Genomic DNA, 26,623 nt, shown 5'->3' with positions numbered 1-26,623 from the left:
GTGGCCTGCTCATGTCGTGGGCGGGATGGACACCTCGACGACCAGGCCGCCGCCGTCTCGTGGGGTGGCGGTGGCGCTGCCTCCGCAGGCCACGGCGACGGCGTGCACGATCGAGAGCCCGAGTCCCGCGCCGTCGGTCCGCGCGGTGCGGTCGGCGCCCCGGTAGAACGGTTCGAACAAGCGGGTCGCTTCGGCGGCGCTGATCGCCGGGCCGGTGTTGCTCACCGTCAGGTGGCCGTCCGGGGTGAGCCGCACGAGCACCTCGCCGCCGGGCACGTTGTAGCGCAGGGCGTTGTCCGTCAGGTTGCGGACAAGCTGGGCGAGCAGTAGCCGGTCTCCGGTGACCGTGCAGCGGCCGGCCACGTCGAGCCGCAGCCCGGCCGGGCCGGCTCGGTGGTCGGTCGCCGCTTCCCGGGTGATCTGGCGGACGACGTCGTCGAACTCCACTCTCTCCCGCCCGCATCGGCCCTGTTCCCCGCGGGCCAGGGTGAGCAGGCCGTTGATCAGTGCGGTGCACCGGTCGTTGTTGCGGAGCAGTTCGTCGCGAACGCGCCGGACCCGGCCCGGATCGGTGGTCGCCAGCCCGATCTGCAACGTCGTACGGGCCACCGCCAGGGGGGTGCGCAACTCGTGCGACGCGTTGGCGATGAACCGGGCCTGTGCGCTGAAGGCGTCGTCGATCCGGGTCAGCAGGTCGTTGAAGGTGTCGGAGAGTTCGCGGAGTTCGTCGGCCGGCCCCGGTGCGGTTATCCGTTCGTGCAAGTTGGCGATGGAGATGTGGCGCGCCTGGGTGGTCATCGCGTGGACCCGGTTCAGCACCCGTCCGGTGACCCACCAGGCCAGGAGCCCGACGATGACGGTCATCACCGCGAGTGCCACGATCCACTGGATCAGGATGGTGCCGATCGCATCGTTGCGCTGAAGGGAGATCGAGTCCAGGATCGATGAGGCCGAGGGCTTCCCGATCGGTCTGGTCGTGCCGGATTGCAGGGTCGCGAGGTCGCTCGGGGAGAGACTGCCGACCTTCGTGATCACGATACGGTTCTGGACGAACACCATGGTCACCACCGCGGCGGCCACGACGACGAAGACGCCCGTGTGCATGAGGGTGAGCCGCCAGCGCAGCGTGAGGCGGTTCAGCATGCCGGGCCGGCCAGCCGGTAGCCGACGCCGGGCAGGGTGTCGATGATCGAGGGCTCACCGAGCTTCGCCCGCAACCGGGACATGGTCACCCGTACGGCGTTGGTGAACGGATCCGCGTGTTCGTCCCAGACCGTACGCAGCAACTCCTCGGCGCTGACGATCGTCCCGTTCGCGGCCATCAAGGCGGCCAGCACACCGAATTCCTTGTTCGACAGCGGCACCCGGCGGCCGCCACGGGTGACCTGCCGCTGGGCCGAGTCGAGCGTGATGTCTTCGTGGCGCAACACCGGGGGTACGGCCGGTTGGGAGCGGCGGCCGAGCGCGTCCAGGCGGGCGACGAGTTCGTCGAAGTCGAACGGCTTGCCGAGGTAGTCGTCGGCGCCGAGCCGCAAACCGGAAACGCGCTCAGCGACCTCGGCGAGTGCGGTGAGCATCAGCACGCGGGCGCGTCCACCGCTTGCCATGATGCGTCGGCAGACCTCGTCGCCGTGGGTGCCGGGCAGGTCCCGGTCGAGGACGACAACGTCGTAACAGTCGGTGACGAGCTTGTCGAGTGCGGTGCTGCCGTCGTGGGCGACGTCGACCGACATCGCCCGGTCACGCAGCCCTTCGGCGATGTATCCGGCGAGGAGTTTCTCGTCCTCCACCACAAGTACGCGCATAACCGCCTCCGGGTGCCGGTCTTCGGGCCGACCCTAGCTCCGCCGGTGTTTCACCGGCATAACAGCAGCCGGCCGACCGCGGTGAAACGCCGGTGAAACACCGGACGCCGTAGAACTTCGGGTCGTACCGGCGGCTGCCGGTCGAGCACGACCCGGAGGAGTGGATATGCGCAACGTGACATCGAACCACCGGCCCCTGATCCGGACGGCCGCGCTCGGCCTGATACTGACCGTTAGCTGGATGCTCACCGGTTGTGGTGACTCCGGGGGGTCGACGGACGGGATCGCCAGCGGCGGCGGGACGGGTGCCACGGCTGCCCCGAGCGCGTCGGCGGCGACCAACGACCCCGCCAGGTGGACGAAGTGCCTGCGGGACAACGGGATCGACGTCAAGGACCCGGAGGCCGGCGGGGGAACGGTGCAGCTGCCGCCCGACAGCCCGGCGCTCACGGCGGCAATGAACAAGTGCAAGCAGTACAGCGCCGGGCAGAGTGGCAGCACCGGACTCGACCCGAGCGATCCCCAGGAGGCGGCACAGCGGCTCAAGTTCGCCAAGTGCATGCGCGACCAGGGCGTCGACTGGCCCGACCCGGTTCCGGGTCAGCCGATGCAGGTGAAGCAGACCCCGGAACTCGCGGCCGCGTTCCAGAAGTGCATGCAGCAGGTCCCGGTGGACGGCAGCAAGTGAGGAAGCGGACGAAGGTGTCGGTGGCGGTGGTCACCGCGGTGGTCGCCGCCTTGATCGGCACGTCCGTGCTGATCCTCAACCGCAACGACCGCCGGACCAACCGGGTCGCGGCGGGTCAGGACCCGGCTGTGCCGGTCGTGAAGACCGATCTGGTGGAGACCCAGCAGGTCGACGGAACCCTCGGCTATGCGGGGACGGTCACCGTCGAGACCGACCGGAGCTCGATCGTGACCTGGCTTCCGCAGCCGGGTGACACCATCACCCGCGGAGAGCACGTGTACGACGGCGACAACCAGCCGGTGCCGTTGTTGTACGGGAAACTGCCGTTCTGGCGTGAACTGCAGGAGGGCGTGGCTGATGGTCCGGATGTGCTGATCCTCGAGCGGAACCTGCGGAAGCTCGGCTTCGGCGGTGGCCTGACCGTCGACGACCGGTTCACCGCTGCCACGGCGGCGGCGGTGCGGAAGTGGCAGAAGGCTCGCGGCGCCGACCGCACCGGCGGGGTCGAGGTCGGCGACGTGGTCGTGCTCCCCGGCGCCATCCGGGTGGCCCAGGTCAAGGCCAGGACGGGAACGCGCGCGGCCGGTGAGATCCTCACGGCGACCGGTGTCAGGAAGCAGGTGACTGTCGACCTGCCGGCCACCAAGTCGGCTCTGGCGGTCCGGGGCAGCAAGGTCACCGTCGGGCTGCCGGACGGCATGAACGCGAGTGGAAAAGTCGTCACGGTCGGCACTACGGCCAAGGCTCCCCCGGGCGACGACGGTGGCGATGACACCCCCACCCTGCCCGTCGTCATCGCGTTGGACGATCCCGCGGTGACGGGCGCCCTGGACGGTGCGCCGGTCACGGTCGGCTTCCGGGGAGCCGTGCACAAAGGGGTCCTCGCCGTGCCGGTCAACGCCTTGCTGGCACTGGCCGAGGGCGGCTTCGGGGTGCAGGCCGTTCGCGGCGACGGCACGAAGTGGATCGTCGCGGTCGAGCTCGGCGCCTTCGCCGACGGCCGGGTCGAGATCAAGGGCAACGGGCTGACGGCGGGCCTGAAAGTGACGGTGCCGGCGCCATGACAGCAGCACTTCCGGTCATCGAACTGGACCGGGTCAGCAAGTCGTATCCCGGCGGCGTGCGCGCGCTCCGCGACGCCTCCCTGCGGATCCGGCCGGACGAGCTGACCGCGATCGTCGGGCCCTCCGGATCGGGCAAGTCCACCATGTTGCAGCTGATGGGCACCCTGGACCGCCCGACCAGCGGGACGGTGCGCATCCTCGGGCACGATGTCGCCGGACTCGACGACGTCCAGCTGTCGGCGGTACGCGCGAACTGGATCGGCTTCGTCTTCCAGCAGTTCTACCTCACCGCCCACCTGACGGCCGTGCAGAACGTCGCCAACGGGCTCTTCTATCACGGCATCGCCCGCAAGGAACGGCTGCGCGAGGCGGCCACGGCGCTGGAGCGGGTCGGCCTCGGCCATCGCCTGGGACACCGCCCGCAGGAACTCTCCGGCGGCGAACGTCAGCGGGTCGCGATCGCCCGCGCGCTGGTGGCACGGCCGGCCATCGTGCTCGCCGACGAGCCCACCGGTGCGCTGGACTCACGCTCCGGCGACACCATCATCGAGTTGCTGCACGAATTGCACAATGCGGGCACCACGATCACGGTGATCACCCATGACACCGGCATCGCCGGCGCGTTCGACCGTCAGGTGGAGATCCTCGACGGCGAGATCCGCTCCGACAGTGCGAGGGAGGGCGTCGGATGAAACCCGCGTCCTCGCCGCTGCTGCCCCGCACGGCACGGCTGCGCACGAGCGACCTCATCGGCGTCGGGCTGCTCGGACTGCGCGGCCGGCCGCTGCGCGCGATCCTGTCCGGCCTGGGCATCGCGATCGGGATCGCCGCCATGGTCGCGGTGCTGGGCATCGGCGCAGCCGGCCAGGCTCAGCTCCTGGACAAGATCGCCAGCCTCGGCACCAACCTGCTGACGGTCGAACCGGGACAGAACCTGGTGGGCCAGAACCCCCCGCTGCCCGACGAGGCCGTCGACATGGTCAAGCGGATCGGCCCCATCCGCTCGGCCACCGCGACCGGAACCGTCAAGGGCGCAACCGTACGGCGAACCGACAAGATCGACCCTCGCGAGTCGCAGGGCATCGAGGTCGCCGCCGCCCACCTGGATCTCCTGGAAACCCTTGACGGCAAGCTGGCCGGCGGAACCTGGCTGAACCAGGCAACCGCCCGGTACCCGGCCGTCGTCCTGGGCTCGACGGCTGCCCGGTTGCTCGGCACCGGGCCGGGACAGCAGGTGTTCATCGCCGGCCAGTGGTTCACCGTGGTCGGCATCCTGAAGCCGCTAGAGCTGGCCCCGGAGATCAATAACTCCGCCCTGCTCGGCTGGGAGGTCGCCGCCGCCCGCCTCGGATTCGACGGCCACCCGACCCGCGTCTACACCCGCTCCGTCGACGCATCCGTGGACGCGGTGCGAGCAGTCCTGGCGCGCACGGCCAACCCGCGGGATCCGAGTGCGGTGCAGGTCAGCCGACCATCGGACGCGCTCACCGCGCAATTGGCCGCCAAGAACACCTTCAGCAGCCTCCTGCTCGGGCTGGGCGCGGTATCCCTGTTGGTCGGCGGCGTCGGCGTCGCCAACACAATGATCATTTCGGTGCTGGAACGTCGCCAGGAGATCGGACTACGGCGCGCCCTCGGCGCCCGACGACGCCAGATCCTGCTCCAGTTCCTCACCGAGGCCGTCGCGCTCTCGGTGCTCGGCGGCCTGGCCGGCGCCGCGATCGGGCTCGCCGTCGTCACCGTTTACGCCACCTACCAGGGCTGGCCGACGGTCATCCCGGCAACCGCGATCGCCGGCGGCGTCACAGCCTCGATCGCCATCGGCGCCATCGCCGGGCTCTATCCGGCCATGCGCGCCGGACGCCTGCCCCCCACCGAAGCGCTGACCGCCGGCTGACCGACGCGGGCCGCACACCGCAGGCTCATGTAGGCGGCATGTCGGTGCCGTGTCAGCGACCCCGCGCACGCTCGGGGCATGACAGCTGATCTCGTGATCGAGGCCGAGGGCCTCGTCAAGCACTTCGGGTCGACCAAGGCCCTCCAGGGTGTTGATCTCGCCGTGCCGCGGGGGACCGTGCTCGGCGTGCTCGGCCCCAACGGCGCCGGCAAGACCACCGCCGTCCGCATCCTTTCCACCCTGCTCACCCCCGACGCCGGCAGCGCCCGGATCAGCGGTTTCGACGTGGTCCGCGACGCCGAGCGGGTCCGCCAGGTGATCGGCCTGACCGGCCAGTACGCCTCGGTCGACGAGGACCTGACCGGCCGGCAGAACCTGGAGCTCTTCGGCACGCTGCTCGACCTGGGCCGGGCCGGCGCCCGCCGGCGGGCCGCCGAACTGCTCGAGTGGTTCGACCTCACCGCCGCCGCCGGGCGCCAGGCCAAGACCTACTCCGGCGGCATGCGCCGGCGGCTCGACCTGGCCGCGAGCCTGGTCGGCTCCCCCGACGTGATCTTCCTGGACGAGCCCACCACCGGCCTCGACCCGGCCAAGCGCGAGGACATGTGGAACGTGGTCCGCTCGCTGGTCGCGGCCGGTTCGACGGTGCTGCTGACCACCCAGTACCTGGAGGAGGCGGACGCGCTCGCCGACGCGATCACGGTGATCGACCACGGCCGGGTCATCGCGCACGACACCCCCGAGGGGCTCAAGCGGGTGGTCGGCGGCCAGACCCTGTCGGTGCGCCCGGCCGAGCCGGCGCAGCTCGACCTCACCGCCGCGATCCTCGCCGAGGTGTCCACCGGCGCCCCGGCCGACGAGATCCGCAAGGGCATGCTCGCCGTGCCGGTCGCCGATGACGCCGCGATGACCGAGGCCGTCGCCCGGCTCGCCGCGGCCGGGGTCGCGGTCACCGAGCTCGCCCTGCACCTGCCCAGCCTCGACGAGGTCTTCTTCACCCTGACCGGCCGCACCGCCATCGAGGAAGAGGTAGCCGCGTGACCACCACGCTCAGCACCCCCCGGACCAGCCACCCTGTGATGCCCGCGGCGGTGACCCCCAACCCGCGGCCGTTCCGGCTCATCCGGCACTCGCTCGCGCTCGCCAAACGCAGCCTGATCAAGACCGCCCGGACCCCCGAGGCGCTCATCGACGTGACGCTCCAGCCGGTGCTGTTCCTGATCATCTTCGTTTACGTCTTCGGCGGCGCGGTCGCCGGGTCCACCCACGACTACCTGCAGTTCCTGCTGCCCGGCATCCTCGCGCAGACCATCGCCACCGGGTGCATCGCGATCGGGGTCAACCTCAACACCGACCTCGCCAAGGGCATCTTCGACCGGTTCCGCTCGCTGCCGGTGCCGCGTTCGGCGCCGCTGCTCGGCGCGGTGCTCGGCGACATCGTCCGGTACGTGATCGTCACGCTCTCCACGCTGGCGATCGGTTACGTGATGGGCTTCCGGATCACCACCGACCCGCTGAGCGCGGTCGCGGGCTGCGGGCTGGCGGTGCTCTTCGCCCTCTGCCTGAGCTGGCTGCCGGTCTACGTCTCGATGAAGGTCCGTACGCCGGGCGCGGTCCAGGGCCTGATGTTCGCCCTGATCATGCCGCTGAGCTTCGCGTCCAACGTGTTCGTCGGCACCAGCACGCTGCCCGGCTGGATGCAGGGCTTCGTCGACGTGAACCCGCTGACCCACCTGGTCGGCGCGGTCCGGGGACTCTTCCTCGGCGCGCCGCTCGGTAACCACGTGTGGTGGACGCTGGCCTGGTGCGCCGGGTTCGTGGTGGTGTTCATGCCGCTGGCGCTGCGGGCGTACCGGAAGAAGGTCTAGCCGAGCAGGGCGGCCATCAGCTCCCGGATCCGGGAGCTGATGGCCGCCAGCTGCCGGGTCGGCAGGGCTTCCAGCAGCTCCTTGCGCTGCTCCTCGCTGCCGAGCACGGCAGCAAGGCGGCCCTGCTCGCCGGCCGAGAACGGGAACAGGCTGCTGACGGTGGCGCCGAACCGTACGCCCAGCGCCCACAGCTCCCGCGCGGTCGCGTCCTCGCCCCGGAAGGCGGCGAGCTCCGCCCCGCCCAGCGCCCAGCCGCCGATCAGCGGGTTGTCGTGGCCGCCCACCACGTCGGCGCGGGCCTCGGCCAGCAGGGCGGCCGCGGTCGCCTCGGCCGCCGGGAGCGGGCGGATCGCGGCCAGCCACAGGTGGAGCACCGCCACCGCGACCCGGAAGATGACCCGGGGCTGCGGCGTCGGCTCGGCGGACGCGGCCACCGTGCGGACGACCGCGTCACCGTAGGCGAGCGCCTCGTCGTACCGCTGCCGCAACCAGGCCAGCCGCGCCAGTCCCAGGTACGCCTGCGCGGCGTCGCCGCCCTCGGCCTGGCCGGAGGTGGCCAGCACCCGGAGCCGGTGCTCGGCGTCCGGGTCGCCGGCCAGCGCCCGCTGCACGTCCAGGAGCACCCGGATGGACCGCGCGTCCTGCGCGGCGCCGAGCAGCTCCATGTGCCGGACGCCGCGGGCCAGCCACTCGATCGACCGGCCGTCGCCCGGCACGGCCACCCAGTGCCCGAGCGCCTGGGCGGTCATCGCCATCCCCCAGTGGTCGCCGACCGCCTCGAACCGGCGGTACGCCAGCTCCGCGTCTGCCACCGAGTCCGTGGGATGGCCGTCGTTCTCCCGGATGGCGGCCCGGAGGAACAGCCCGAGGCCCTGCACGTACGGGTCCGGATGGGCGACCAGCACGGCGGCGCCCGCCAGCCCGCGCTCCGGGTCGAAGACGTCGAACGAGGGCAGCGCCTCGGCCAGCGCCCGCTGCCGGGCCGACACCTCGCCGGGCCGCTCGGCCAGCACCCGGGCCAGCGCCCGGCGGGCCAGCGCGAGCAGCCGCGGCGGGCCGGTGATGCCGGCGTTGATGCCGATCAGCAGGCACATCCAGGCGAGCCGGTCGGCGTTCGGCAGCTCGCGTCCGGCGGCCCGCCCGAGCAGCAGCGCGGACCGCACCCGGGCGCCCGGATCGTCGGTGTGCAGCAGCTCGCGGGCCCAGGTGCTGACCTCGACGTGCAGGCCACGCACGGTCCACACGTGGAACACCGCGGTGGCGATGTCGACGGCCGCGGCCTCGTCCGCGCGGGCCAGGGCGAAGCGCAGGCCGGCCAGCAGGTTGTCCTGCTCGGCGGCGCACTCCGCGAGGGCGTCGAGCTGGCCGGGGCCGACGAAGCGCGCGCCGAGCCGGACCGCCTGGCTCCGGGCCCACTCCGTCAGCCCGGACGCGGCAGCCTGCGCGCCGGGGCCGAGCCGGGCCTCGCCGTACTCGCGGACGGTCTCGAGCATCCGGTAGTGCGGGGTGGCGTCGTCGCCGTCCAGGGTGAGCAGGGACTGCTCGACAAGATCGGCCAGCGGGCGGCGCACGTCCGGGGTGCCGGCAACCGCGGCGGCCAGCTCGGCGGAGAACGAGGCCGGGATGACCGCGAGGCGTTGCAGCAGCTCGCGGGCCTCCGGGCCGAGCAGTTCCCGGCTCCAGTCGACCATCGCCCACAGGCTGGCGTGCCGCTCCGGCAGGCCCCGCAGCGCGTCGTCGAGCAGCGCGAACCGGTCGCCGAGCCCGGCCAGCACGTCGTTGATGGGCATGTGCCGCAGCCGGGCGGCGGCCAGCTCCAGCGCCAGCGGCAGGTGGTCCAGGCGGCGGCAGAGGGCGAGCGCTCGCTCCCGGTCCCAGGTCGGCGCCGCGCCACCGGCCCGGGCGCGGGACTCCAGCAACGCGAGCGCCTCCGCCTCCGGCAGCGCCACCAGCCGGTGCACCACCTCGCCCACCAGCGCGAGCGGCGCCCGGCTGGTGGCCAGCACCGCGACCTCCGGACCGGTCGCGGCCAGCAGGTCGGCGACGACGGCGGCGGCCGCGGTCAGCACGTGCTCGCAGTTGTCCAGCACGACGAGCCCGTCGAGGTCGGCCGCGACGGCGCGCAGCCGTTCCTGCGGGCTCATCACCCGGCGCTCCAGGCTGATCCCCGGGCCGGCGGTGGTGGTGTCCGCCCCGCCCAGCACGGCCAGCACCGCCGGCAGCACCTCCTCCGGCGCGCGCAGGCCGGCCAGCTCGATCACCCGGACCGGACCGGCCGAGCGGCGCACCACCTCGGCGGCCAGCCGGGTCTTGCCCGCGCCGCCGGTCGCGACGATCGTCACCAGCGGCGCCTCGGCCAGCGCCGTCAGCACGGCCCGCACGTCCGGCTCGCGGCCGACCAGCGCGGTCGCCGGTCGCCGCCAGCCGCGCGGCAGTGTGGCCGCCGTCCGGCGGGTGGGTGCCGCCTGGAGCTCGCCCCGGAGCAGCGCGAGCTGGGCCTCGGCCAGCACCGGTGCCGGGTCCGCGCCGTACCGGTCGGCCAGCTCGGTGCGCAGCCGCTCGACCAGCTCCAGGGCCTCGGCCTCGCGGCCCTGCGCGGCCAGCACCCGCACCAGCAGCGCCGCGGCGGGCTCGTCCGGCGGGGTGTGCGCGACGAGCCGCCGCAGGTCAGCCTCGTCGAACGCGCCCGCGCCGGCCAGCGCGGCCTCGGCCCGCACCTGCGCCAGCTCGGCGAAGAGGCGGGTGTGCTCGGCCGTGCTCAGCTCAGGCACCTCGGGGAACAACGCCCGGGCCTCGTCGGCCGCGGCCCGGGCGGCGACCGGATCACCGGCGGCGCGCGCCTTCTCGATCAGCATCCGTACGGCGACCGCGTCGACCGTCACCCGGTCGGCGGGCACCCGGTAGCCGGCGGCGGCCACGGCGTCGACCGGCACACCGAGCCGGCGCACCCGGGAGATCAGGGCCTGCAGCGCACCGGCGGCGTCGTCGGGCGGGCTGCCCTGCCAGACCGCCTCGGCCAGGGCCACAGTGGAGACCACCCGGCCGCGCGCCTCGATCAGCTCCCGGACCAGGGCGGCGAGCCGTTCACCACGCACCGGCCGCCCGTCGACGGCCAGCACCCCCAACGTGGTAATCGCCGGCACAGCCGCTCCCACCCCCGGTCGGATCCACCCGTTGTCGTCGGGAGGCGCCGACCCGACCGGGCGCTCCGACTCACCTGAAGAATGCCAGGCGTTTCCGGCTGGTGCCGTTGATGATGGTGAAGTCGCCACCGGCCGCGATGGTCGCGCGGGCCCGGTCGGCGGCCAGCGCGCGGACGCCGATCACCCCGTTCGCCTGCGGGGCCCACGGGGTCAGCGCGCCGCGGCTGTCGATCGCCGCGAGCTTGACCCGGTTCACCGCGCCGTCGGTGCAGGAGCCCTGGCTGCCGTTGCGGCTGGTCAGGCAGGCCCGGTCGAAGTGTCCGCCCACGTAGACGGTCCCGGCCAGGACGGTGACGGCCACAGTGTCGCCGTCGAAGACCCGGGCCCAGCGCACCGCGCCGCCGCCGGCGTACGCGATCACCTTGCCGCCCTGGCCGCCGGTGGCCGCGTAGACGCCGTGCGCGTCCGTGGCGAGCGCGTTGACCTGGGCCGGCGCGGGCGGCCGGAAGGCGTTGAACACCCTGCCGCTGGTGGCCGAGAGCGCGGCGATCCGCAGCGTGCCGCTGACGCCGTTGACCTGGTGGAAGGCGCCGCCGGCGTAGACCCGCGAGCCGGCCAGCGCCAGCGCGTGCACCGAGTCGTCGGCGCCGGCCCGCCAGCCCCGGTCGAGGCCGCCGCGGGCCAGCGAGAACGCCGCCAGGTTCCGGCGGGTGATGCCGTCGATCGAGGTGAAGCTGCCGGCGACGTACAGCCGGCCGCGGCCGGCGGCGAGGGCGTACGGCGCGCCGGCCACCGAGTGCGAGAAGTCGCCCACCCGGCCGGAGGTCGCGTCGATCCGGGCCAGCGCGTCCCGGCGCAGGCCGGAGACCCGGTGGAAGTCACCGCCGGCGTAGATCGAGGTGCCGCTGACCGCGAGGGCGCGCACGGTGGCGTCGGCGGCCGGCGCCCAGTCCAGCAGCGCCCCCGAGGCCGCGTCGAAGGCCGCCAGCCGGGCCCGGTCGTACGTGCGCCCGCCCCATCCGACGCTGGTGAAGGACCCGCCGACGTAGACGGTGCTGCCGCGGTACACGACCGCGTACACGGAGCCGTTGAAGGCCGGGGCCTGCTCCGGGCTGGCGCTGATCGCCTGCGCGGGGGCTACCGCGCAGGTGAGGGCGACAACGGCGACGGCACTGACGCTCAGGACCCTGCTGACGAACTGGAAGAAACGCACAAAGGCCTAACCGTCCCGGCTGGACGAAAGTCGCGCCGCCGCGCCGTCGCGCTCCCCGCCGCCCGGGCTCAGATCCGCCAGCTGGAGCGCCTCGCCCGCGACCAACTCGTCCTGGGCCACCGTCTGGGTCCGCAGGCCGAGCCCGGCCAGCCACTCCACGAGCTGCCGGTGCACCGCGTCCGGGCCGATCAGGTCGCCATGGGTGATCTGCCAGTCGGCGGGGTGCACCAGCATCGCGTCGGTCTGCCAGCCGCCGAGCCCGCCGTGCGAGCCGACCAGCTCCTCGAACGCCGCCACCTCGTCGGTGACCGGGTCGACCGAACTGATCAGCACCAGGTCACCGATGTGCGCGGACTCCTGGTGCCGCAGCAGATCACCCCGGGCGTGCGGCCCGTACGGCAGCAGCGGATCCACCCCCCGCACCGTCCCGTCGCCCAGCCGGTGGCTGCCCGCCGCGCCGATCGCGACCGGCCCGCCGTCGTCGACGATCACCAGGCCCACTCCCGGGTGCCCGGCCAGACCGGGGATGAGCTGCGGATACTCCCGGTCGATGGCGGCCCGGTCGAGCCGCCGGGGGAACCGGGTCAGATAGATCAGCGCCAGGTTGCCCGACGACACGACCAGCAGCGGCGCCACCGGGGACGGCGGGAAGCCGGGCTCCGCGGTGGCCTCGTCCTCGGCCGGGGTGGACGGCGCGTCGGCGAGGTCCGGTGCGGAGAAGCGCTCGACGGCCTGCTCCAGGGTCTCCCCGTGGCGTTGCCGGAAGGTGGCGCCCTGGCTCTGCCCGTGGTCGGAGAGCACCACGATCCGGTACCGCCGGGCCGCCTCCGAACCCAGCCGCTCGATCACCCCGAGCATCCGGTCGAGGCTCTCCAGCTGCCGCATCGATTCCGGCCGGGCCGGGCCGGCGTGGTGCGCCACCTCGTCGTAGTCGACCAGGTCGCAGTAGACGGCCGGGGCGCCGCGGGCCATCTGCTCGGCGATCAGCGAGACGTTGACGTCGCGCAGCAGCATCGAGGCCGGCCGCAACGCCAGGAACGCGCCGGACCGGCTGACCCGGGGCTGCAGGTTGCGGCGCCGCTGCAGCCGGGCCTGGTGCAGCTCGGTGAAGACCTCGCCGACGCCGAGCACCAGGGCCCGGGTGAAGCCGAACGGGCTGGCCATGAACGCCGCCCAGCCCCGGGCCGAACGGCCGGGCAGCGCGGCGTGGCTGACGGTGAGCAGGTTGATCGCCGCGTCGCCGGAGAACGCGTTGCCGATGCTGACGCCGCCGTCGCGCAGCAGCCCCCGGCCGTCGGAGAGCCGCGGCTCGATCATCGCCGCGTCCCGCGGCCGGTTCGACACCATCAGCCGGCCGGTGTCCTTCTCGTACCAGCGGAAGGCCGGGATCTGCCGGGAGGCGCCGTGCAGGATGCCGGCCTGGGCGGCGGGTGTGGTCGACGGCAGGCCGGTGTGCCAGCCGCGCATGGCGTGCGTGCCGGTGCGCAGCCAGCGGCCGATCGTCGGCAGGTTGCCCGCGCGGACCGCCCAGCGCAGCACCGGCTCGCTGACCCCGTCCAGCTGCACCATCAGCAGCCCGGGCTCGGTGCCCGGCAGCGGCCGGCGCAGGGTGAGCCACCGCCCGCCCGACTGCCGGGCCTGGCGCCGGCGGATGCCGCGCATCAGCCGGCGGGCCTCCTTGATGAACGTGTCCTCGGTGCCGCTGTCGGCCATCCAGTCCAGGATCGCCGCGCAGATCACCGCCAGCAGCGCCGCGAAGCCCACCGTGGGCCATCCGCTGAGCCGCTTGGACGGGTCCAGCTCCAGCGCCACCACCATCACGATGACCTGGGCGGTGACGCCGAGCAGCATCGCGCCCCAGCCGCCCAGCGCGACCACACCGGCCAGCAGCAGCGGGCGCAGCACCGCGCCGACGGCGGCGACCAGCAGCACCAGGCCGAGCGTGTCGATGACGTCGGTGCTGCGGACACCGGGCATCAGCCACAGGGTGAAGGTGAGCACCACGAAGGTGGTGACCGCGCTGCGGAAGACCGCCCGGGCCCGGTCGACCACCCGCCGCCAGGCGAACAGGGCACGCAGCTCCGCCCGCCGGTGCCGGACGCCGGGCACCGGCACGGGATCTCGCGGGCTGTCCCCTGTGCTTACGGCCACCGGAAAACGATCGCACAGCCGGTGCGGCTCCCGCTCCTCCCGTAGCGAACGCCACTCACCCAGGTGCGGCGGAACCGGCGCCTGCCCCGGGCCGTCGGACCCCCGTAGCGTCGACTTCCTGGAGGGCACTGTGCGCGTAAAGACGGTTCTGCCGGCGATCCTGTTGGGCACGCTGACCGGCGCGTGTGCCGGCGCGGAGCCCAACGTCATGCAGACCTCGGCCCCGACCTGGACCACCCCCGCCAAGTACGGCTTCACGCTCGACTCCCAGTGCGGCGAACGCGCGCTCATCGGCCGGTTCCAGGTCACCGTGGAGAACAACAAGGTGGTGCGCGCCACCGGTCTGGACGACGCCGCGCGCCGGGCGCTGATGCTGCGCATGGCCGACCTGGTGCCGACGCTGAACGCGCTCGAGGCGGAGGCCGAGACCGCCCGCCGGGACGGCGCCGACGTGGTGGAGATCGTGCGGGACCCGGTGGACCTGCATCCGACCCGCATCAAGATCGATCCGGAGCGGAACGCCATCGACGACGAGGCGTGCTACACGATCGAGGACTACACGATCGGGTTAGCGGGCGGCCCGGCGCCGTCGCCGTCGCGATAGGTTCGGATCTCGGCGAGGGACTGGGGAGGCCCGCATGCGGGTCGTACCCGTCGTTCTGACGGCAGCGCTGCTGCTGACCGGCGCCTGTGACGCGCCGGCCGAGAAGGACGTCGCGCCGGCGCCCCCACCGGCCGCCGCGGCGCAGCGCGTCGTCGGCTACTTCACCGACTGGGGCGTCTACGGCCGCAACTTCCAGGTCCGCAACGTCGACGCCAGCGGGGCGGCCGCCGGGCTCACCCACCTCACCTACGCCTTCGGCAAGGTCACCGACGGCCGCTGCACCACCAGCGACAAGTGGGCCGACTACGAGAAACCGATCGCGGCGGCGGACAGCGTCGACGGCGTCGCGGACGTGGCCGGCAGGGGGCTGCGCGGCAACTTCGGCCAGCTGCGCAAGCTCAAGGCCCGGCATCCGGGCCTGCGGGTGCTCTGGTCCTTCGGCGGCTGGACCGGTTCGAAGGGGTTCACCGCGGCGGCCCGGGACCCCGGCGCCTTCGCCGAGTCGTGCCGCGCCCTGCTCACCGACTCCCGCTGGGCGGACGTCTTCGACGGCATCGACGTGGACTGGGAGTATCCGAACGCCTGCGGGCTGGTCTGCGACACCAGCGGGCCGGGCGCCCTGGCCGGCCTGCTCGCGGCGCTGCGCTCCGAGCTGGGCCCGGCCGCGCTGGTCACCGCGGCGGTGCCGGGTGACCTCGGCAAGCTGACGGCCACCGACTACGCGACCGCGGCCCGCAGCGCCGACTGGCTCAGCGCCATGACGTACGACTTCTTCGGCACCGGGGCCGGGAACGGGCCGACCGCGCCGCACTCGCCGCTCACCGCGTACCCGGGCATCCCGCGGGAGACCGCGACCACCGACGCCGCGGTCGGCAAGCTGATCGAGCTGGGGGTCCCGCCCGCGAAGGTGCTGCTCGGCGTGGGCTTCTACGGCCGGGGGTGGGCCGGGGTCAGCAGCGCGGCCCCGGGCAGCGCGGCTACCGGACCGGCGCCGGGCAGCTACGAGAAGGGCATGGAGGACTACGCGGTGCTGCGCGAGACGTGCCCGCCGACCGGAACGATCGGCGGGACCGCCTACGCGCTCTGTCGCGGCCAGTGGTGGGGCTACGACACCCCGGAGACCATCCGGACCAAGATGGCGTACGCCCGGGGCAGGGGTCTCGGTGGCGCGTTCGCCTGGGAGCTCTCCGGCGACACCGCGGACGCCCAGCTCGTCGGCGCGATGGCCGGCGGCCTGCGGACCCCGAAGTAGCGCCGGGGTCAGCCGATCCGGACCCAGACGTCGTCGAGCGTGCCCTGGAACTGGTCGTTGTCGGAGTAGGCGCCCTTGCCGCCGATGCTCAGCGGGCGGTTGTTGGCCACGGCGAGTCCCGGGGCGAGCGCCCGGTTGCCGCGGACCGCACCGTCCACCAGCACCGTCAGGGCCGACGCGGTGCGCCGGCACTCCACCGCGTGCCAGGTGCCGTCGGCGACCGAGACCGAGCTGGTGACCAGCTTGATCCCGGGGCGGGCGCCGACGAGCACGCAGCTCGCCCGCCCGGCGGCGCCGTCCACCTGGAGCTTGTACTGGCTGCTGGTCGCCGAGTAGCCCTTCTGCAGGATGTTCTGGCCCTTGCTGGTCTGGCTGCGCGAGAGCAGCACCTTGGCGCCGTACGAGATCGGCCGGGTGCCCGGGTTCAGGCGGGACGCGCTGGGGCTCTGCAGGGCCGCGTGCGGGCACTTCGGCTGGCCGCCGCACTTGGCCGGGAAGCGCAGGGCGCGCCCCTGGCCGTGCCGGACCATGCTCACCGTGCCGCCGTTGCGGGTGATCAGGCGCAGCGTGTGGCCGTTGCCGGACTCGTCGGTGACGGTGACGGCCCGGCCGGCGTCGAAGCCGTACCGCGCGACCAGGGTCCCCCCGCCGGCCGCGGCCACCGCGGTCCGGGTGGCGGGGGTGCTGACCTGCTCATGGGCCGAGGCCGCGCCCGGGGCGGCGCCGGCGAGCAGACCGGCAAGAACCGCTGGAACGACGAAAGAACGAGATCGCATGTCCGAATTATTACTTGTCAACCATTTCCGGGGTCACTCAACCGCCTACGACGCATGGCCGATCCTGGTGACTTTTCGGACTAATCACGCCCGGGCGGCGCCCCTACCGGGGGACTTCAGCCGACATGGACTGCGGTCTCGCCGGTCGGCAGGTCCGCCTTGCCGGCCTTGATGAAGATCAACGTGACGATCCCGGCGAGCAGGATCAGCCCGGCCGCCCAGGTGAACGCGTCGGCGTAACCGTCCACCTGCGCCTCCAGCAGCACCCGCGGCGCCGGCGGCTGGTCGGGGGCGGTGAGGTGGCTCGCGACGTACGCCGTGATGGCACTGGTCGCGATCGTGTTCAGCAGCGCGGTGCCCAGCGAGCCGCCGATCTGCTGGGTGGCGTTCAGCGCCGCGCTGGCCGCGCCCGCGTCGTGCTCCGGCACGCCGACCAGCGCCAGGCTGGACAGCGGCACGAAGGTGAAGCCCAGGCCCAGGCCCAGCAGCACCTGCGCGGGCATCAGGTGGGCCCAGAAGGACGTGTCCAGGTCGATGAAGCGCAGCGAGATCATGCCGGCCGCGGCGAGCACCGGCCCGATCATCATCGGGATCTTCGGGCCGATCCGGGGCAGCAGGTTCGACGCCACGGTGGCCGAGATCAGCACTCCGACGGTCACCGGCAGCGAGGCGAAGCCGGCCTCCAGCGGGGTGTAGCCGAGCACGTTCTGCAGGAAGAGCGTCAGGAACAGGAACGCGCCGAACAGGCCCGCGCCGACCAGCATCGAGGTGAGGTAGGCGCCGCCGCGGTTGCGGTCCAGCACGATGCGCAGCGGGAGCAGCGGGTTCCGGCTGACCCGCTCGATCAGCACGAAGATCACCAGCAGCACCAGCCCGCCGCCGATGAACGCCCAGGTGGTGCCGGCGTCCCAGCCCTTGTCCGGCTTGGCGGCCTCGGTGAAGCCGTAGACCAGCGAGGTCAGGCCCAGCGTGACGACCACCGCGCCCGGCACGTCGTACGACGTGTCGCCGTGCGCCTTGCTCTCGGGCACCAGCGGCACCGCCAGGGCCAGCGCGACCAGCGCGATCGGGATGTTGACCAGCAGGCACCAGCGCCAGCTCGCGTACTCGGTCAGCACGCCGCCGAGCAGCAGGCCGACCGCCGAGCCGCCGCCGGCGATGGCGCCGTAGACCGCGAACGCCTTGGCGCGTTCCCGGGCCTCGGTGAAGAGCACGGTGAGCAGGGCCAGCGAGGCCGGGGCGAGCAGGGCGCCGAAGGCACCCTGCAGGGCGCGCGCGCCGAACAGCAGCGGGCCGGTGGTGGCCAGGCCGCCGATCGCCGACGCGGCCGCGAAGCCGAGGGCGCCGACGATGAACGTGCGCTTGCGGCCCCAGTAGTCGGCGATCCGGCCGCCGAGCAGCAGAAGGCCGCCGAAGGCCAGGGTGTAGGCGGTGACGACCCACTGCTGGTCGGCCTCGGTGATGCCGAGGTCGAGCCGCGCGCTGGGCAGCGCGATGTTGACGATCGTGGCGTCCAGCACGACCATCAGCTGGGAGATCGCGATCACGCCGAGCGCGGCCCAGCGCCGGGGATGCGGCTCCGGACGGTGCTCCGGGCGCACCCCTGGGGCTTCTGCGGCAGCAGTCATCGCTCGGTCCTTTCAGCGGTCGGCGGATTCGGCCGCAACGCCGTCACGCGCACCGACCCGACCAGCGCGAGACTACTGAGATCCGGCCCCGGGCACCGGTGCTGAGCTGCGAATGAGACGCGGCTCGCACCCGGCGGGCCTCAGGACGGCGACTCGCTGTCCAGCGGCACCGCGCCGGCCGCCACCAGTCCGAGCTGGACCCCCTGGTTGGGCAGGACGGAGTCGAGCAGCCAGTCGGTGGCCACCCGGACCCGGTTGCCGGGCATCGACAGCAGGTGATAGCCGCGGGTGACCACCTTGGCCGGCAGACCCGACAACGGCACGCCGAGCGGGTTCGCCGCCGAGTCCAGCCCGCCGAGGTCCACCACGAAGCCGAGGTCGTGGTGCTGGTAGGCCCGGCGCCGGCCGCGACCGTACGAGGCGGCGATGTTCTTCGCGACCAGCGCGCCCTGGCGGGTGGCGTGCTGGGCGGTCATCCCGGTGATCTCGCCCGGCCGGGTCAGGTCGGGCACGGCGGCGGCGTCCCCGCAGGCGTACACGTCGGGCCGGCCCGGCACGGTGAGGAACTCGTCCACCACCAGGCGGCCCTGGGCGGTCGCCAGCCCGAGGTCGGCCACCAGCGGGTCCGGCCGGACGCCGACACACCAGATCAGCGACCGGGTGGGCACGAACGAGCCGTCGCTGAGCTCCACCCCGCGTTCGGAGGCCTCCTGGACCGAGGTCTTGAGCAGCAGCTCGACCCCGCGCTCGCGGAGCACCTTGTCGGCGGCGGCGCCGAGCCGGCTGTCCAGCGTCGGCAGCACCCGCTCGGCGGTGTCCAGCAGCAGCCAGCGCGGCCGGCCCCGCAGCGTCTCCCGGCGCCGGGTCAGCGCCTCGGTGAACAGCACCCCCTGGGCCGCCACCTCCGTACCGGTGTAGCCGGCGCCGACCACGACGAACGTGCAGCGGGCCGCGCGCTCGGCCGGGTCGACGGCGATGTCGGCCATCTCGATCTGCCGGGTGATGTGGTCGCGCAGGAACAGGGCCTCGGCGATGCCGCGGAAGCCGTGCGCGTACTCGGTGACGCCGGGTACCGGGAGCAGCTTGTTGACGCTGCCCGCGGCGATGACCAGCCGGTGGTAGCCGAGGGTGCCCTTGCCGCCCTCCGGGTCGACGTAGGAGACCGTACGGGCGTCGAAGTCGAAGCCGTCCACCTCGCCGAGGACGACCTTGACGCCGGGCAGCGCACCCGCCAGCGAGACGGAGACCCGGCGCGGCTCCAGGATGCCGGCGGCCACCTCGGGCAGCAGCGGCAGGTAGAGGAAGTAGTCGGTGGGGTTGACGATGACGATCTCCGCGGCGCCGCGGGCGAGCCGGGACAGCGTGCGGGCGGCCTGGAAGCCGGCAAAACCGGCTCCCACGATGACGATCCTGGGTCGGGCCATGGGTTCCACGTTAGGGCCCGGCCGGCGAGAACCTGGCCACCCGGGCCGACTTCACCGTGGCGGCCGGTGACCGTACCCCGTTTGTGCTGACCTGGCGGCCCTCGCACCTGCCGCCGCCCGAGCCGGTCGACCCGGTCGAGAAGCTCGGCGCCACCGAGGGCAGGGCGAGGCCAAGGCCTGGCGGAAATGGCTGCTGCGGGCGATCGCCGGCAACCCGGCGGAACTGCAGACCATGTACGGCGTGGCCGGCGAGCGCCGCCTCGACGAGTACGTGGCCGACTGGCTCGCCGGCGCCGACGTGGACGGACTGCCGCCGGGCGAGGGCGCGTTCCTGGCCTGCACGTTCTGGCTGGCGGACAACTACGCGCTGAACGGCCGGCACGACGAGGCGCGCGAGGTCTTCGAACGGCTCCTGGCGCTGCGCAACGACGTCGGGCTGCTCTCCGAGGAGTACGACACCGAGGCCGGCCGGCTGGTCGGCAACTTCCCGCAGGCGTTCAGCCACGTGCCGCTGATCGACACCGCGAGGACCCTCACGGACGCGCTGGCGGCCACCGAGGCCCGCGCTCGCGAGGGTCTGCGGCAGGGTTAGCGCACGCCGTGGTGGGCGGGTGTCACCGGACCCGGGGCACGGCGGCCCGCGCGGTCCTTGGATCATCGGCGGCCAGCGCCTGCTGCGCCGCCGCGCGGCACTCGTCGACGGTGTGCGCCGCCAGGGCGGCCCGGACGGCCGGGATCGCCCCCGGTGACATCGACAGGCTGGTCACGCCCAGGCCGGCCAGCACCACCGCGAACGCCGGGTCGGCCGCCGCCTCCCCGCACACGCCGACCGGCCGGCCCAGCGCGGCGCCGGCCGCCGCGCAGAGCGCGAGCAGCGACAGCAGCGCCGGCTGCCACGGGTCGAGCAGGTCGGCCAGCTCGCCGCTGCGCCGGTCGGCGGCGAACGTGTACTGGCTGAGGTCGTTGGTGCCGACGCTGAGGAAGTCGACCGCCTGGAGGATCTCGGCGGCCCGGACCGCGGCGGCCGGCACCTCGATCATCACGCCGACGGTCGGCAGCCCGGCGTCCCGGCACAGCGCGGCGAACTCGGCCGCCTCCGCCACCGTGGTGACCATCGGCGCCATCACCGACACCCGGGCGCGCGAGCCCCGGGCCGCGGCGGCGATGGCGGCGAGCTGGGTCCGCAGGATCTCGGCGTGCCGCCGGACCACCCGCAGCCCGCGGATGCCCAGCGCCGGGTTCGGCTCGTCGGTCTCCCGCAGGAACGGCAGCGGCTTGTCCGAGCCGGCGTCCAGCGTGCGGACGATCACCGGCCGGTCGCCCAGCACGGCGAAGACCTCCGCGTACGCCTCGACCTGCTCGGCCAGCGACGGCGGGTCGAGGTGGTGCTGGAAGAGCAGCTCGGTGCGGAACAGCCCGACCCCCTCGACCGCCAAACCGGCCAGCTCCTCCGCGCAGCCGATGTTGGCCAGCAGCGCGACATGGTGCCCGTCGGCCGTGCTGCCGCGCAGCTCCTCGGCGGGCGCGGCCGGCGACGCGGAGGTGGGCGGCGGGTCGGCGGTGACGCCGACCGAGACCCGGCCCGCGGTGCCGTCGACCGTGACGACCGTGCCGTCGCCGATCTCCAGCGCGCCGCCGCAGGCCACCACCGTCGGCAGGCCCCGGGCTCGGGCCAGGATCGCGGTGTGGCTGACGAAGCTGCCGGCCGAGGTGACCACGGCGAGCACCCGCTCGGGATCCAGCAGCGCGGCGTCGGCCGGCGCCAGGTCGACCGCGACCAGCACGAACGGCCGGCCCGGCTGCGGCAGCGTGGGCATCGGCAGGCCGAGGCAGTGCGCGACCACCCGGTCCCGCAGGTCGTCCAGGTCGGCGGCCCGGGCGGCGAGCACGCCACCGGCGGCGAGCAGGGCGGAGCGGTGGGCGGCCAGGACGGCGGCGACCGCGTGCGGGGCCTCCTGCCCGGCCCGTACGGCGGCAGCGATGCCGTCCCGCAGGACCCGGTCCTCGGCCAGCGAGGCCTGCACCCGCAGGATGTCGCCGCTGGTCTCGTCCGCGGCGGCCGCGGCGCGCTGCCGGATCTCCGCACCCACCGCCTCGACGGCCGCGTACGCGCGCTGGATCTCGGCGGCCGGGTCGGTCACCGGCCGGGGCGGGGGCAGGCGGGGCGGATCGGCCAGCCGGTACGCGGGCCCGGTGGCCGTACCGGCGCTGGCACCCAGGCCCCGCAGCAGCTCAGGCACCGATCACGTCCGGGTCCACGGCCAGCAGGGCGGCCAGGTTGTCCAGGGCCACGGCCGCGCCCGGCCCGTACGCCTCGAGGATCAGCTCCGTGCCGCAGAGCGCACCCAGGCTGAGCAGCGAGAGCACGCTGTCCGCCGGCACCGCCGAGGGGCGCTGGCTGGTGCGTACGGTGATCGGCACCGGCTGCCGGGCCGCGGCCTCGGCGATCCGCGCGGCCGCGCGCAGGTGCAGGCCGGAGCGGCCGGCCAGCAGCACCGTCCGGATCACGGCTGCGCCACCGGGTGCAGCATCGCGAGGACGGCCGCCGGGTCGGTGGCCTCGCGCAGCGCCCGGGCCCGCTCCGGGTCGAGCAGGATGTCGGCGAGCGCGCCCAGCACGGCCACGTGGCCGTCACCGCGGGCCGCGATCGCCACGCACACGCTGACCCGGCCGCCGTCCCAGGCCACGCCGCCGGGGAAACGCAGCACCGCGAGCGCGTCCCGCCGGACCAGCACCCGGGAGACGTCGAGGCCGTGCGGGATGGCAACGCCCTCGCCCAGATAGGTGGACATCGCCCACTCCCGGTCGAGCATCGCCTCCCGGTACGCCGGGTGCACCGCACCGATCTCCTCGAGCACGTCGGCGCAGCGGTTGATGGCGGCGACCCGGTCGACGGCGACCTCGGCCAGCCGCACCGCGCGCCCCTCGAGCACGGGTCGGACATTGGTGGTCATCCGGCCAGCCTGACCAGGGCGCGTCCCAGCACTCCGCCATTGTCACCGGATTCCCACGTCGCCACCAGGGCTTTCAGGTCATCTTGCGGGGCACAGCCGACCAGGTCGGCGACCGAACCGTCCGGTGCCGCGTTGGTGACGATGAGCACCCCGTCCACCCGCTGGTCCGCGAACACCTGCCGGGCCCGGACGACCGGGCCGCACCCCAGCGGGCCCTCGTCCACATAGCACAGCGCCACCCCGAAGAGCCGCTGGAAGACGGCGGCGAGCAGGTTGCAGCCCGGGTCGTCGGGCAGCCACCGCAGCGCGGCGGCGGTGCGGCCGAGCGACTCGATGACCGCCCGCTCGAAGCACACCCGGCGCAGGTCGGCCGCGCGCCCCGGGTCCAGCACGGCGACCAGCCGGCGACGCTGCGCGGCCGGCAGGATGTCGAGCAGCACGCCGAGGTACTCGGGGCTGATCCGGCCGAGTTGCTGGCGGGCCCGCTCGGCCGGCAGCGCGGCCAGCACGGCGGCCGCCTCGATCATCGGCAGCAGCGCCAGCTCGGCGCCGAGCCGGCCGTCGTCCAGGTGCCGCAGCAGGCCGGCCCGGCGGTCCGGGTCCGCGGCAAGCAGCAGCCGGGCGAGCAGCCTGCCGTCCATCGCGGCGAGCAACCGCACGACGCGGTCCTTCGGCATCGACAGCAGCGTGGTGACCGCGCGCCGCGGCGGGGTCGCGCGGAGCATCGTGAGCACGTGCTCGGTGGGCACGGAGCCGAGCACGGTCAGCCGCCCGGCGTGCCGACGACCGGGCCGCCGTGCCGGACCGCGGCGACGACCTGGGCCACCCGGGGGTCGCCCAGGAACATCCGGAAGCCGACCACCACCGCGCCGGGCGCGCCGGCCCGGGCCCGCTCTGCCAGCCCGGCCTGGCAGAGCACCACGTCGGCGTCGGCCGGGATCGCAGCGACCGGGTGGTGCTCGACCAGCACGGGCAGCTTGCGCAGCTCCCGCCGGAGCTGCGCGGCCAGCATGACGCTGCTGCCCATGCCCGCGTCGCAGGCGACCACGAGCTTGCGGACCGCGGCGCCGTCGATGCTGCTCACTGCTCCGCCACCGGTTCCTCCTCCGCGGCGGCGGCCGACCGGCCGAAGCCGAGCAGCGCCGCACCGACCACGAAGGACACCACGGCCGCGACGGCCACCCCGGCGAGCACCCCGAAGTAACCGCCGCGCGGGGTCTCGGCCAGGTAGGCGAAGATGCTGCCCGGCGACGGGGTGGCGACCAGGCCGGCGCCGGTGACCATGAAGGTCAGGATGCCGGCGCCGCCGCCGCAGATGGCCGCGAGCACCATGGCGGGCTTCATCAGCACGTACGGGAAGTAGATCTCGTGGATCCCGCCGAGGAACTGGATCGTCATCGCCGCCGGCACGCTGGGCCGCAACGACCGCGGCCCGAACAGCAGGTACGCCAGCAGGATGCCGAAGCCCGGCCCGGGGTTGGTCTCCAGCAGGAACAGGATGGACTCGCCGGTGCGGGCCGACTCGGCCACGCCCAGCGGGCCGAGCACGCCGTGGTTGATGGCGTTGTTCAGGAACAGCACCTTGGCGGGCTCGATCAGCAGCGCCGCGCCGGGCAGCAGGTGGTGCGTCACCAGGAAGGCCACCCCGTCGCCGGCCGCCCGGGTGAAGACGCGGACCACCGGGCCGATCGCGGCGACCCCGGCCAGCGCCGCCACGGCGCCGACCAGGCCGGCGGTGAAGTTGTCCACCAGCATCTCGAAGCCGGGCCGGATCCGGTCGGCGGTGAGCCGGTCGACCTGCTGCAGCGCGTACGCGGCGAGCGGGCCGACGAGCATCGCGCCGAAGAACATCGGCACGTCCGAGCCGACCACGATGCCGATGGTGGCCACCGCCCCCACGACCGCGCCCCGCTGGCCGTGCACCATCCGGCCGCCGGTGTAGCCGATCAGGATCGGCAGCAGCACGTGCACCATCGGGTCGACGAGCACGGCGAACCGCTCGTCCGGCAGCCAGCCCGAGGGGATGAAGAGGGCGGTGATCAGGCCCCAGGCGATGAAGGCCGCGATGTTGGGCATCACCATGCCCGCGAGGTGCCCGCCGAACCGCTGCACCCGGGCCTTGACGCCGGAATCCTGCGCAGCCGGTGCGTACTGCTCCGCCACGGAGCACTCCTAACGGGATGCGGGACGGTGACGAGTCGGTCTGTTTTACCGACGGGACCACCGACTGTCAACGGTCCGGAACGCGGTGACCGTTCGGGCACACCGAATCAGCCGAACGTCCTGTCACCCGCCGCCCGGGATCCGCGCGTCTTTGTGGCGTACGCGCATCGGCCGGTGCCGGCGGCAACGGGGGGCACCGGCCGGGTTCGGAGACGAGAGACGTGAGCGTTACCGCGGTGATTGACCGGCCGCTGTACGCTCACGTCTCCTTCCGAACGCCGATCGGACCACGGGGAATGGACGACGCACACGACCGTGCCTACGCGGATTTCGTTCGTGAGCGCTCCCACGCCCTGCTCCGGTCCGCCTTCCTGCTGACCGGCGACCAGCACCTCGCCGAGGATCTCGTGCAGGAGGCGCTGGCCCGCACCCACCGGGCCTGGTCCCGGCTGGAGCGCCCGAGCAACGCCGAGGCGTACGCCCGCAAGGTCATGTATCACGCCCAGGTCTCCCTCTGGCGGCGGCCGAAGGTCGCCGAGGCGCTGCCCGGCGACGGCCTGGAACGGCACGGCGGCAGCACCGACGACCCCGCCGAGGCCACCGTCCGCCGGGTCACCCTGCAGCGGGCGCTGCTCACGCTGAGCCCGAAACAGCGCGCGGTGATCGTGCTGCGGTACTTCGAGGACCGCACCGAGGCAGAGGCCGCCCAGCTGCTCGGCGTCTCGGTCAGCACCGTCAAGACCCAGTGCGCCCGGGGTCTGGACCGGCTCCGCACCCTGGTGCCCGACCTGCGGTTGCTGGCCGACGTGCACGAGGCCGGCCGATGACCGGGCCCGATCCGCTGCGCGACGAGCTGCGCGAGCTGGCCGACACGGTCACACCCACCGACCTGTACGAGCGCACGCTGACCCGCTCGCGCCGGATCGGGCGCCGGGAGGCCGTGGTGGGCACCACGGCCGCAGTCGTCGCGCTGGCCCTGCTCGGCAGCGGTCTGTGGCAACTGCCCCGGACCGGCCCCGCGCCGGTCAGGCCGGCGGCGGCCCCGGCGCTCGCCTCCTCGGCGGCCGCACCGGTCGCACCCACCGCCACCGGCGCGCCGGCCCAGGGCTCGCAGTCCACGAAGGGGTCCGGCCCGGCCCGGCCCCGCCCCGCGCGCACCACCGCCGACCCGCGCTCCACCGCCCTTGCCGACCTGCCGGGACGCGTCTTCTACACCGACCCGGGCGACGCCGGCCGGCTGGTCCGGCTGACCCCCGGGGAGCAGCCGGAGACGGTGCTCGCCGAGCCGTACGCCACCGTCGGGGTCTCCCCCGACGGCGAGCGGGTGGCCTACGTGACGGACGGTGCCCTGATGGTGGTGGACACCGGCGGCGGCGACCCGCGGCAGGCGTACCCGGGCACCGCCTCGGCCGCGCAGGCCCCGGCCTGGTCACCGGACGGCGGCCGGCTGCTCATCGGCGCCGCCGAGCCGGGCGTGCTGGACGTCGCCACGGGCACGCTGACGCCGCTGCCGAGCGGCCTGGACGGGCGGCAGTTCCGCTGGTCCGGCGACGGTTCCCGGCTGGTCTACGCCACCGCCGGCTGCGGGCTGGAGGTGGCCGAGGCGGACGCGCAGACGGGCACGCCGGTGCCCGGGTCCGGCGACCCGGCCGGCCGCACCGCCTGCCGCCCGGTCAGCGTCGACGCCACCGGCGACCTGGTCACGGTGCGGCTCGAGGAGTCCGCGCCGGAGGAATTCGCGCGCGGAGACGCGGCGGCACCGGCCGACGCGGTGCTGGACACGGTCACCGGCGACATCGTCGAGCTGCCCGTATCCGGCAAGATCATCGGTGCCGTCTTCAACCCGGACGGGTACCTGCTGGTCCGCTCGGTCCGGCACGGCACGCACCGGCTCTGGTTGTTCGCGCCCGACTTCACCCTGGTGCTGCGGGCCCGCGAGCCGGCCGCGCTCAGCGGGCTCGGCCTGCTGGCGTACACCCGCTGAACGCGCTGT

The 26,623-nt window shown here is 74.0% G+C and carries 24 protein-coding genes and 1 pseudogene; 11 read left to right on the top strand and 14 right to left on the bottom strand.

Annotated features, from left to right (window positions below; all coding sequences use genetic code 11):
- Positions 1–9 precede the first annotated feature (9 nt).
- Positions 10–1,143 carry a sensor histidine kinase gene (locus tag ACIBQZ_RS01430; RefSeq protein ID WP_396086466.1) on the bottom strand — a complete coding sequence of 378 codons (1,134 nt, stop codon included), beginning with the start codon at positions 1,141–1,143 and terminating at the stop codon, positions 10–12.
- Positions 1,137–1,805: a response regulator transcription factor gene (locus ACIBQZ_RS01425; RefSeq protein WP_396086465.1), complete on the bottom strand. Its 669-nt coding sequence runs from the start codon at positions 1,803–1,805 to the stop codon at positions 1,137–1,139. Before ACIBQZ_RS01425 ends, ACIBQZ_RS01430 begins: the two co-directional genes overlap by 7 nt.
- A gap of 166 nt (positions 1,806–1,971) precedes the next feature.
- On the opposite strand from ACIBQZ_RS01425, the gene ACIBQZ_RS01420 reads away from it, so the two are divergent.
- The 6 genes from ACIBQZ_RS01420 (at position 1,972) to ACIBQZ_RS01395 (ending at position 7,322) form a co-directional block, all read left to right on the top strand.
- Complete coding sequence (locus ACIBQZ_RS01420) at positions 1,972–2,493, top strand: hypothetical protein (protein WP_396086464.1); 522 nt, start codon at positions 1,972–1,974, stop codon at positions 2,491–2,493.
- Positions 2,490–3,557, top strand: a complete 1,068-nt coding sequence (locus ACIBQZ_RS01415) for a peptidoglycan-binding protein (RefSeq protein WP_396086463.1) — start codon at positions 2,490–2,492, stop codon at positions 3,555–3,557. The genes ACIBQZ_RS01420 and ACIBQZ_RS01415 overlap by 4 nt, the downstream gene beginning before the upstream one ends.
- Positions 3,554–4,249, top strand: a complete 696-nt coding sequence (locus ACIBQZ_RS01410) for an ABC transporter ATP-binding protein (protein ID WP_396086462.1) — start codon at positions 3,554–3,556, stop codon at positions 4,247–4,249. The genes ACIBQZ_RS01415 and ACIBQZ_RS01410 overlap by 4 nt, the downstream gene beginning before the upstream one ends.
- Positions 4,246–5,454 (top strand): ABC transporter permease, encoded by a 1,209-nt coding sequence (locus ACIBQZ_RS01405; protein WP_396086461.1) that lies wholly within the window; start codon positions 4,246–4,248, stop codon positions 5,452–5,454. The genes ACIBQZ_RS01410 and ACIBQZ_RS01405 overlap by 4 nt, the downstream gene beginning before the upstream one ends.
- 78 nt (positions 5,455–5,532) lie before the next feature.
- Positions 5,533–6,495 carry an ATP-binding cassette domain-containing protein gene (locus ACIBQZ_RS01400; protein ID WP_396086460.1) on the top strand — a complete coding sequence of 321 codons (963 nt, stop codon included), beginning with the start codon at positions 5,533–5,535 and terminating at the stop codon, positions 6,493–6,495.
- Positions 6,492–7,322: an ABC transporter permease gene (locus tag ACIBQZ_RS01395; protein WP_396086459.1), complete on the top strand. Its 831-nt coding sequence runs from the start codon at positions 6,492–6,494 to the stop codon at positions 7,320–7,322. The genes ACIBQZ_RS01400 and ACIBQZ_RS01395 overlap by 4 nt, the downstream gene beginning before the upstream one ends.
- Here ACIBQZ_RS01395 and ACIBQZ_RS01390 read toward each other — a convergent pair.
- The 3 genes from ACIBQZ_RS01390 to ACIBQZ_RS01380 all read right to left on the bottom strand — a co-directional run bounded on the left by ACIBQZ_RS01390 (position 7,319) and on the right by ACIBQZ_RS01380 (position 13,829).
- Positions 7,319–10,465 (bottom strand): BTAD domain-containing putative transcriptional regulator, encoded by a 3,147-nt coding sequence (locus tag ACIBQZ_RS01390; protein WP_396086458.1) that lies wholly within the window; start codon positions 10,463–10,465, stop codon positions 7,319–7,321. The two genes, ACIBQZ_RS01395 and ACIBQZ_RS01390, sit on opposite strands and share 4 nt — an antisense overlap.
- A 70-nt stretch (positions 10,466–10,535) precedes the next feature.
- Entirely contained in the window at positions 10,536–11,678 is a 1,143-nt protein-coding gene (locus tag ACIBQZ_RS01385) for a hypothetical protein (protein ID WP_396086457.1), read from the bottom strand.
- A 6-nt stretch (positions 11,679–11,684) separates the two neighbouring features.
- Positions 11,685–13,829: an alkaline phosphatase family protein gene (locus tag ACIBQZ_RS01380; protein WP_396086456.1), complete on the bottom strand. Its 2,145-nt coding sequence runs from the start codon at positions 13,827–13,829 to the stop codon at positions 11,685–11,687.
- Positions 13,830–13,959: 130 nt separating this feature from the next.
- Here ACIBQZ_RS01380 and ACIBQZ_RS01375 point away from each other — a divergent pair, with 130 nt between their 5' ends.
- Entirely contained in the window at positions 13,960–14,433 is a 474-nt protein-coding gene (locus ACIBQZ_RS01375) for a DUF6174 domain-containing protein (RefSeq protein WP_396086455.1), read from the top strand.
- A 145-nt stretch (positions 14,434–14,578) separates the two neighbouring features.
- Positions 14,579–15,685 (top strand): annotated as a pseudogene (locus ACIBQZ_RS01370) (glycoside hydrolase family 18 protein); the annotation flags it as partial.
- 8 nt (positions 15,686–15,693) lie between these two features.
- Here ACIBQZ_RS01370 and ACIBQZ_RS01365 read toward each other — a convergent pair.
- The 3 genes from ACIBQZ_RS01365 to ACIBQZ_RS01355 all read right to left on the bottom strand — a co-directional run bounded on the left by ACIBQZ_RS01365 (position 15,694) and on the right by ACIBQZ_RS01355 (position 19,513).
- The gene (locus ACIBQZ_RS01365; RefSeq protein ID WP_396086454.1) at positions 15,694–16,461 is read right to left on the bottom strand and encodes a LamG-like jellyroll fold domain-containing protein; all 768 of its coding nucleotides are present in this window, start codon (positions 16,459–16,461) and stop codon (positions 15,694–15,696) included.
- 116 nt (positions 16,462–16,577) lie between these two features.
- Positions 16,578–18,089 carry an MFS transporter gene (locus tag ACIBQZ_RS01360; protein WP_396086453.1) on the bottom strand — a complete coding sequence of 504 codons (1,512 nt, stop codon included), beginning with the start codon at positions 18,087–18,089 and terminating at the stop codon, positions 16,578–16,580.
- A 140-nt stretch (positions 18,090–18,229) separates the two neighbouring features.
- Positions 18,230–19,513: an NAD(P)/FAD-dependent oxidoreductase gene (locus tag ACIBQZ_RS01355; RefSeq protein WP_396086452.1), complete on the bottom strand. Its 1,284-nt coding sequence runs from the start codon at positions 19,511–19,513 to the stop codon at positions 18,230–18,232.
- Between the two features lie 241 nt (positions 19,514–19,754).
- Here ACIBQZ_RS01355 and ACIBQZ_RS01350 point away from each other — a divergent pair, with 241 nt between their 5' ends.
- Positions 19,755–20,105 carry a glycoside hydrolase family 15 protein gene (locus ACIBQZ_RS01350; RefSeq protein WP_396086451.1) on the top strand — a complete coding sequence of 117 codons (351 nt, stop codon included), beginning with the start codon at positions 19,755–19,757 and terminating at the stop codon, positions 20,103–20,105.
- Between the two features lie 22 nt (positions 20,106–20,127).
- On the opposite strand, the gene ACIBQZ_RS01345 is transcribed toward ACIBQZ_RS01350, so the two are convergent.
- From ACIBQZ_RS01345 to mtlA, 6 genes are read right to left on the bottom strand one after another with little or no spacing between them, the layout of a single operon-like run.
- Positions 20,128–21,753 carry a putative PEP-binding protein gene (locus ACIBQZ_RS01345; protein ID WP_396086450.1) on the bottom strand — a complete coding sequence of 542 codons (1,626 nt, stop codon included), beginning with the start codon at positions 21,751–21,753 and terminating at the stop codon, positions 20,128–20,130.
- Entirely contained in the window at positions 21,746–22,021 is a 276-nt protein-coding gene (locus ACIBQZ_RS01340; RefSeq protein ID WP_396086449.1) for an HPr family phosphocarrier protein, read from the bottom strand. The genes ACIBQZ_RS01345 and ACIBQZ_RS01340 overlap by 8 nt, the downstream gene beginning before the upstream one ends.
- The gene (locus ACIBQZ_RS01335) at positions 22,018–22,467 is read right to left on the bottom strand and encodes a PTS sugar transporter subunit IIA (RefSeq protein ID WP_396086448.1); all 450 of its coding nucleotides are present in this window, start codon (positions 22,465–22,467) and stop codon (positions 22,018–22,020) included. Before ACIBQZ_RS01335 ends, ACIBQZ_RS01340 begins: the two co-directional genes overlap by 4 nt.
- Positions 22,464–23,216 carry a magnesium transporter MgtE N-terminal domain-containing protein gene (locus ACIBQZ_RS01330; protein WP_396086447.1) on the bottom strand — a complete coding sequence of 251 codons (753 nt, stop codon included), beginning with the start codon at positions 23,214–23,216 and terminating at the stop codon, positions 22,464–22,466. The genes ACIBQZ_RS01335 and ACIBQZ_RS01330 overlap by 4 nt, the downstream gene beginning before the upstream one ends.
- Positions 23,217–23,230: 14 nt before the next feature.
- Complete coding sequence (locus ACIBQZ_RS01325) at positions 23,231–23,551, bottom strand: PTS lactose transporter subunit IIB (RefSeq protein ID WP_396086446.1); 321 nt, start codon at positions 23,549–23,551, stop codon at positions 23,231–23,233.
- On the bottom strand, positions 23,548–24,630 hold the full coding sequence (gene mtlA, locus ACIBQZ_RS01320) for a mannitol-specific PTS transporter subunit IIC (RefSeq protein ID WP_396086445.1): 1,083 nt from the start codon (positions 24,628–24,630) through the stop codon (positions 23,548–23,550). The genes ACIBQZ_RS01325 and mtlA overlap by 4 nt, the downstream gene beginning before the upstream one ends.
- A 296-nt stretch (positions 24,631–24,926) precedes the next feature.
- On the opposite strand from mtlA, the gene ACIBQZ_RS01315 reads away from it, so the two are divergent.
- Together ACIBQZ_RS01315 and ACIBQZ_RS01310 are read left to right on the top strand one after the other, a co-directional pair.
- On the top strand, positions 24,927–25,457 hold the full coding sequence (locus tag ACIBQZ_RS01315; RefSeq protein ID WP_396086444.1) for a SigE family RNA polymerase sigma factor: 531 nt from the start codon (positions 24,927–24,929) through the stop codon (positions 25,455–25,457).
- The gene (locus ACIBQZ_RS01310) at positions 25,454–26,614 is read left to right on the top strand and encodes a TolB family protein (RefSeq protein WP_396086443.1); all 1,161 of its coding nucleotides are present in this window, start codon (positions 25,454–25,456) and stop codon (positions 26,612–26,614) included. Before ACIBQZ_RS01315 ends, ACIBQZ_RS01310 begins: the two co-directional genes overlap by 4 nt.
- Positions 26,615–26,623 lie beyond the last annotated feature (9 nt).

The organism is Actinoplanes sp. NPDC049599, assembly GCF_044465625.1.
Taxonomy (GTDB): domain Bacteria; phylum Actinomycetota; class Actinomycetes; order Mycobacteriales; family Micromonosporaceae; genus Actinoplanes.
The sequence above is the reverse complement of the archived record's forward strand: the minus strand, read 5'-3'. Positions and strand labels throughout refer to the sequence as shown.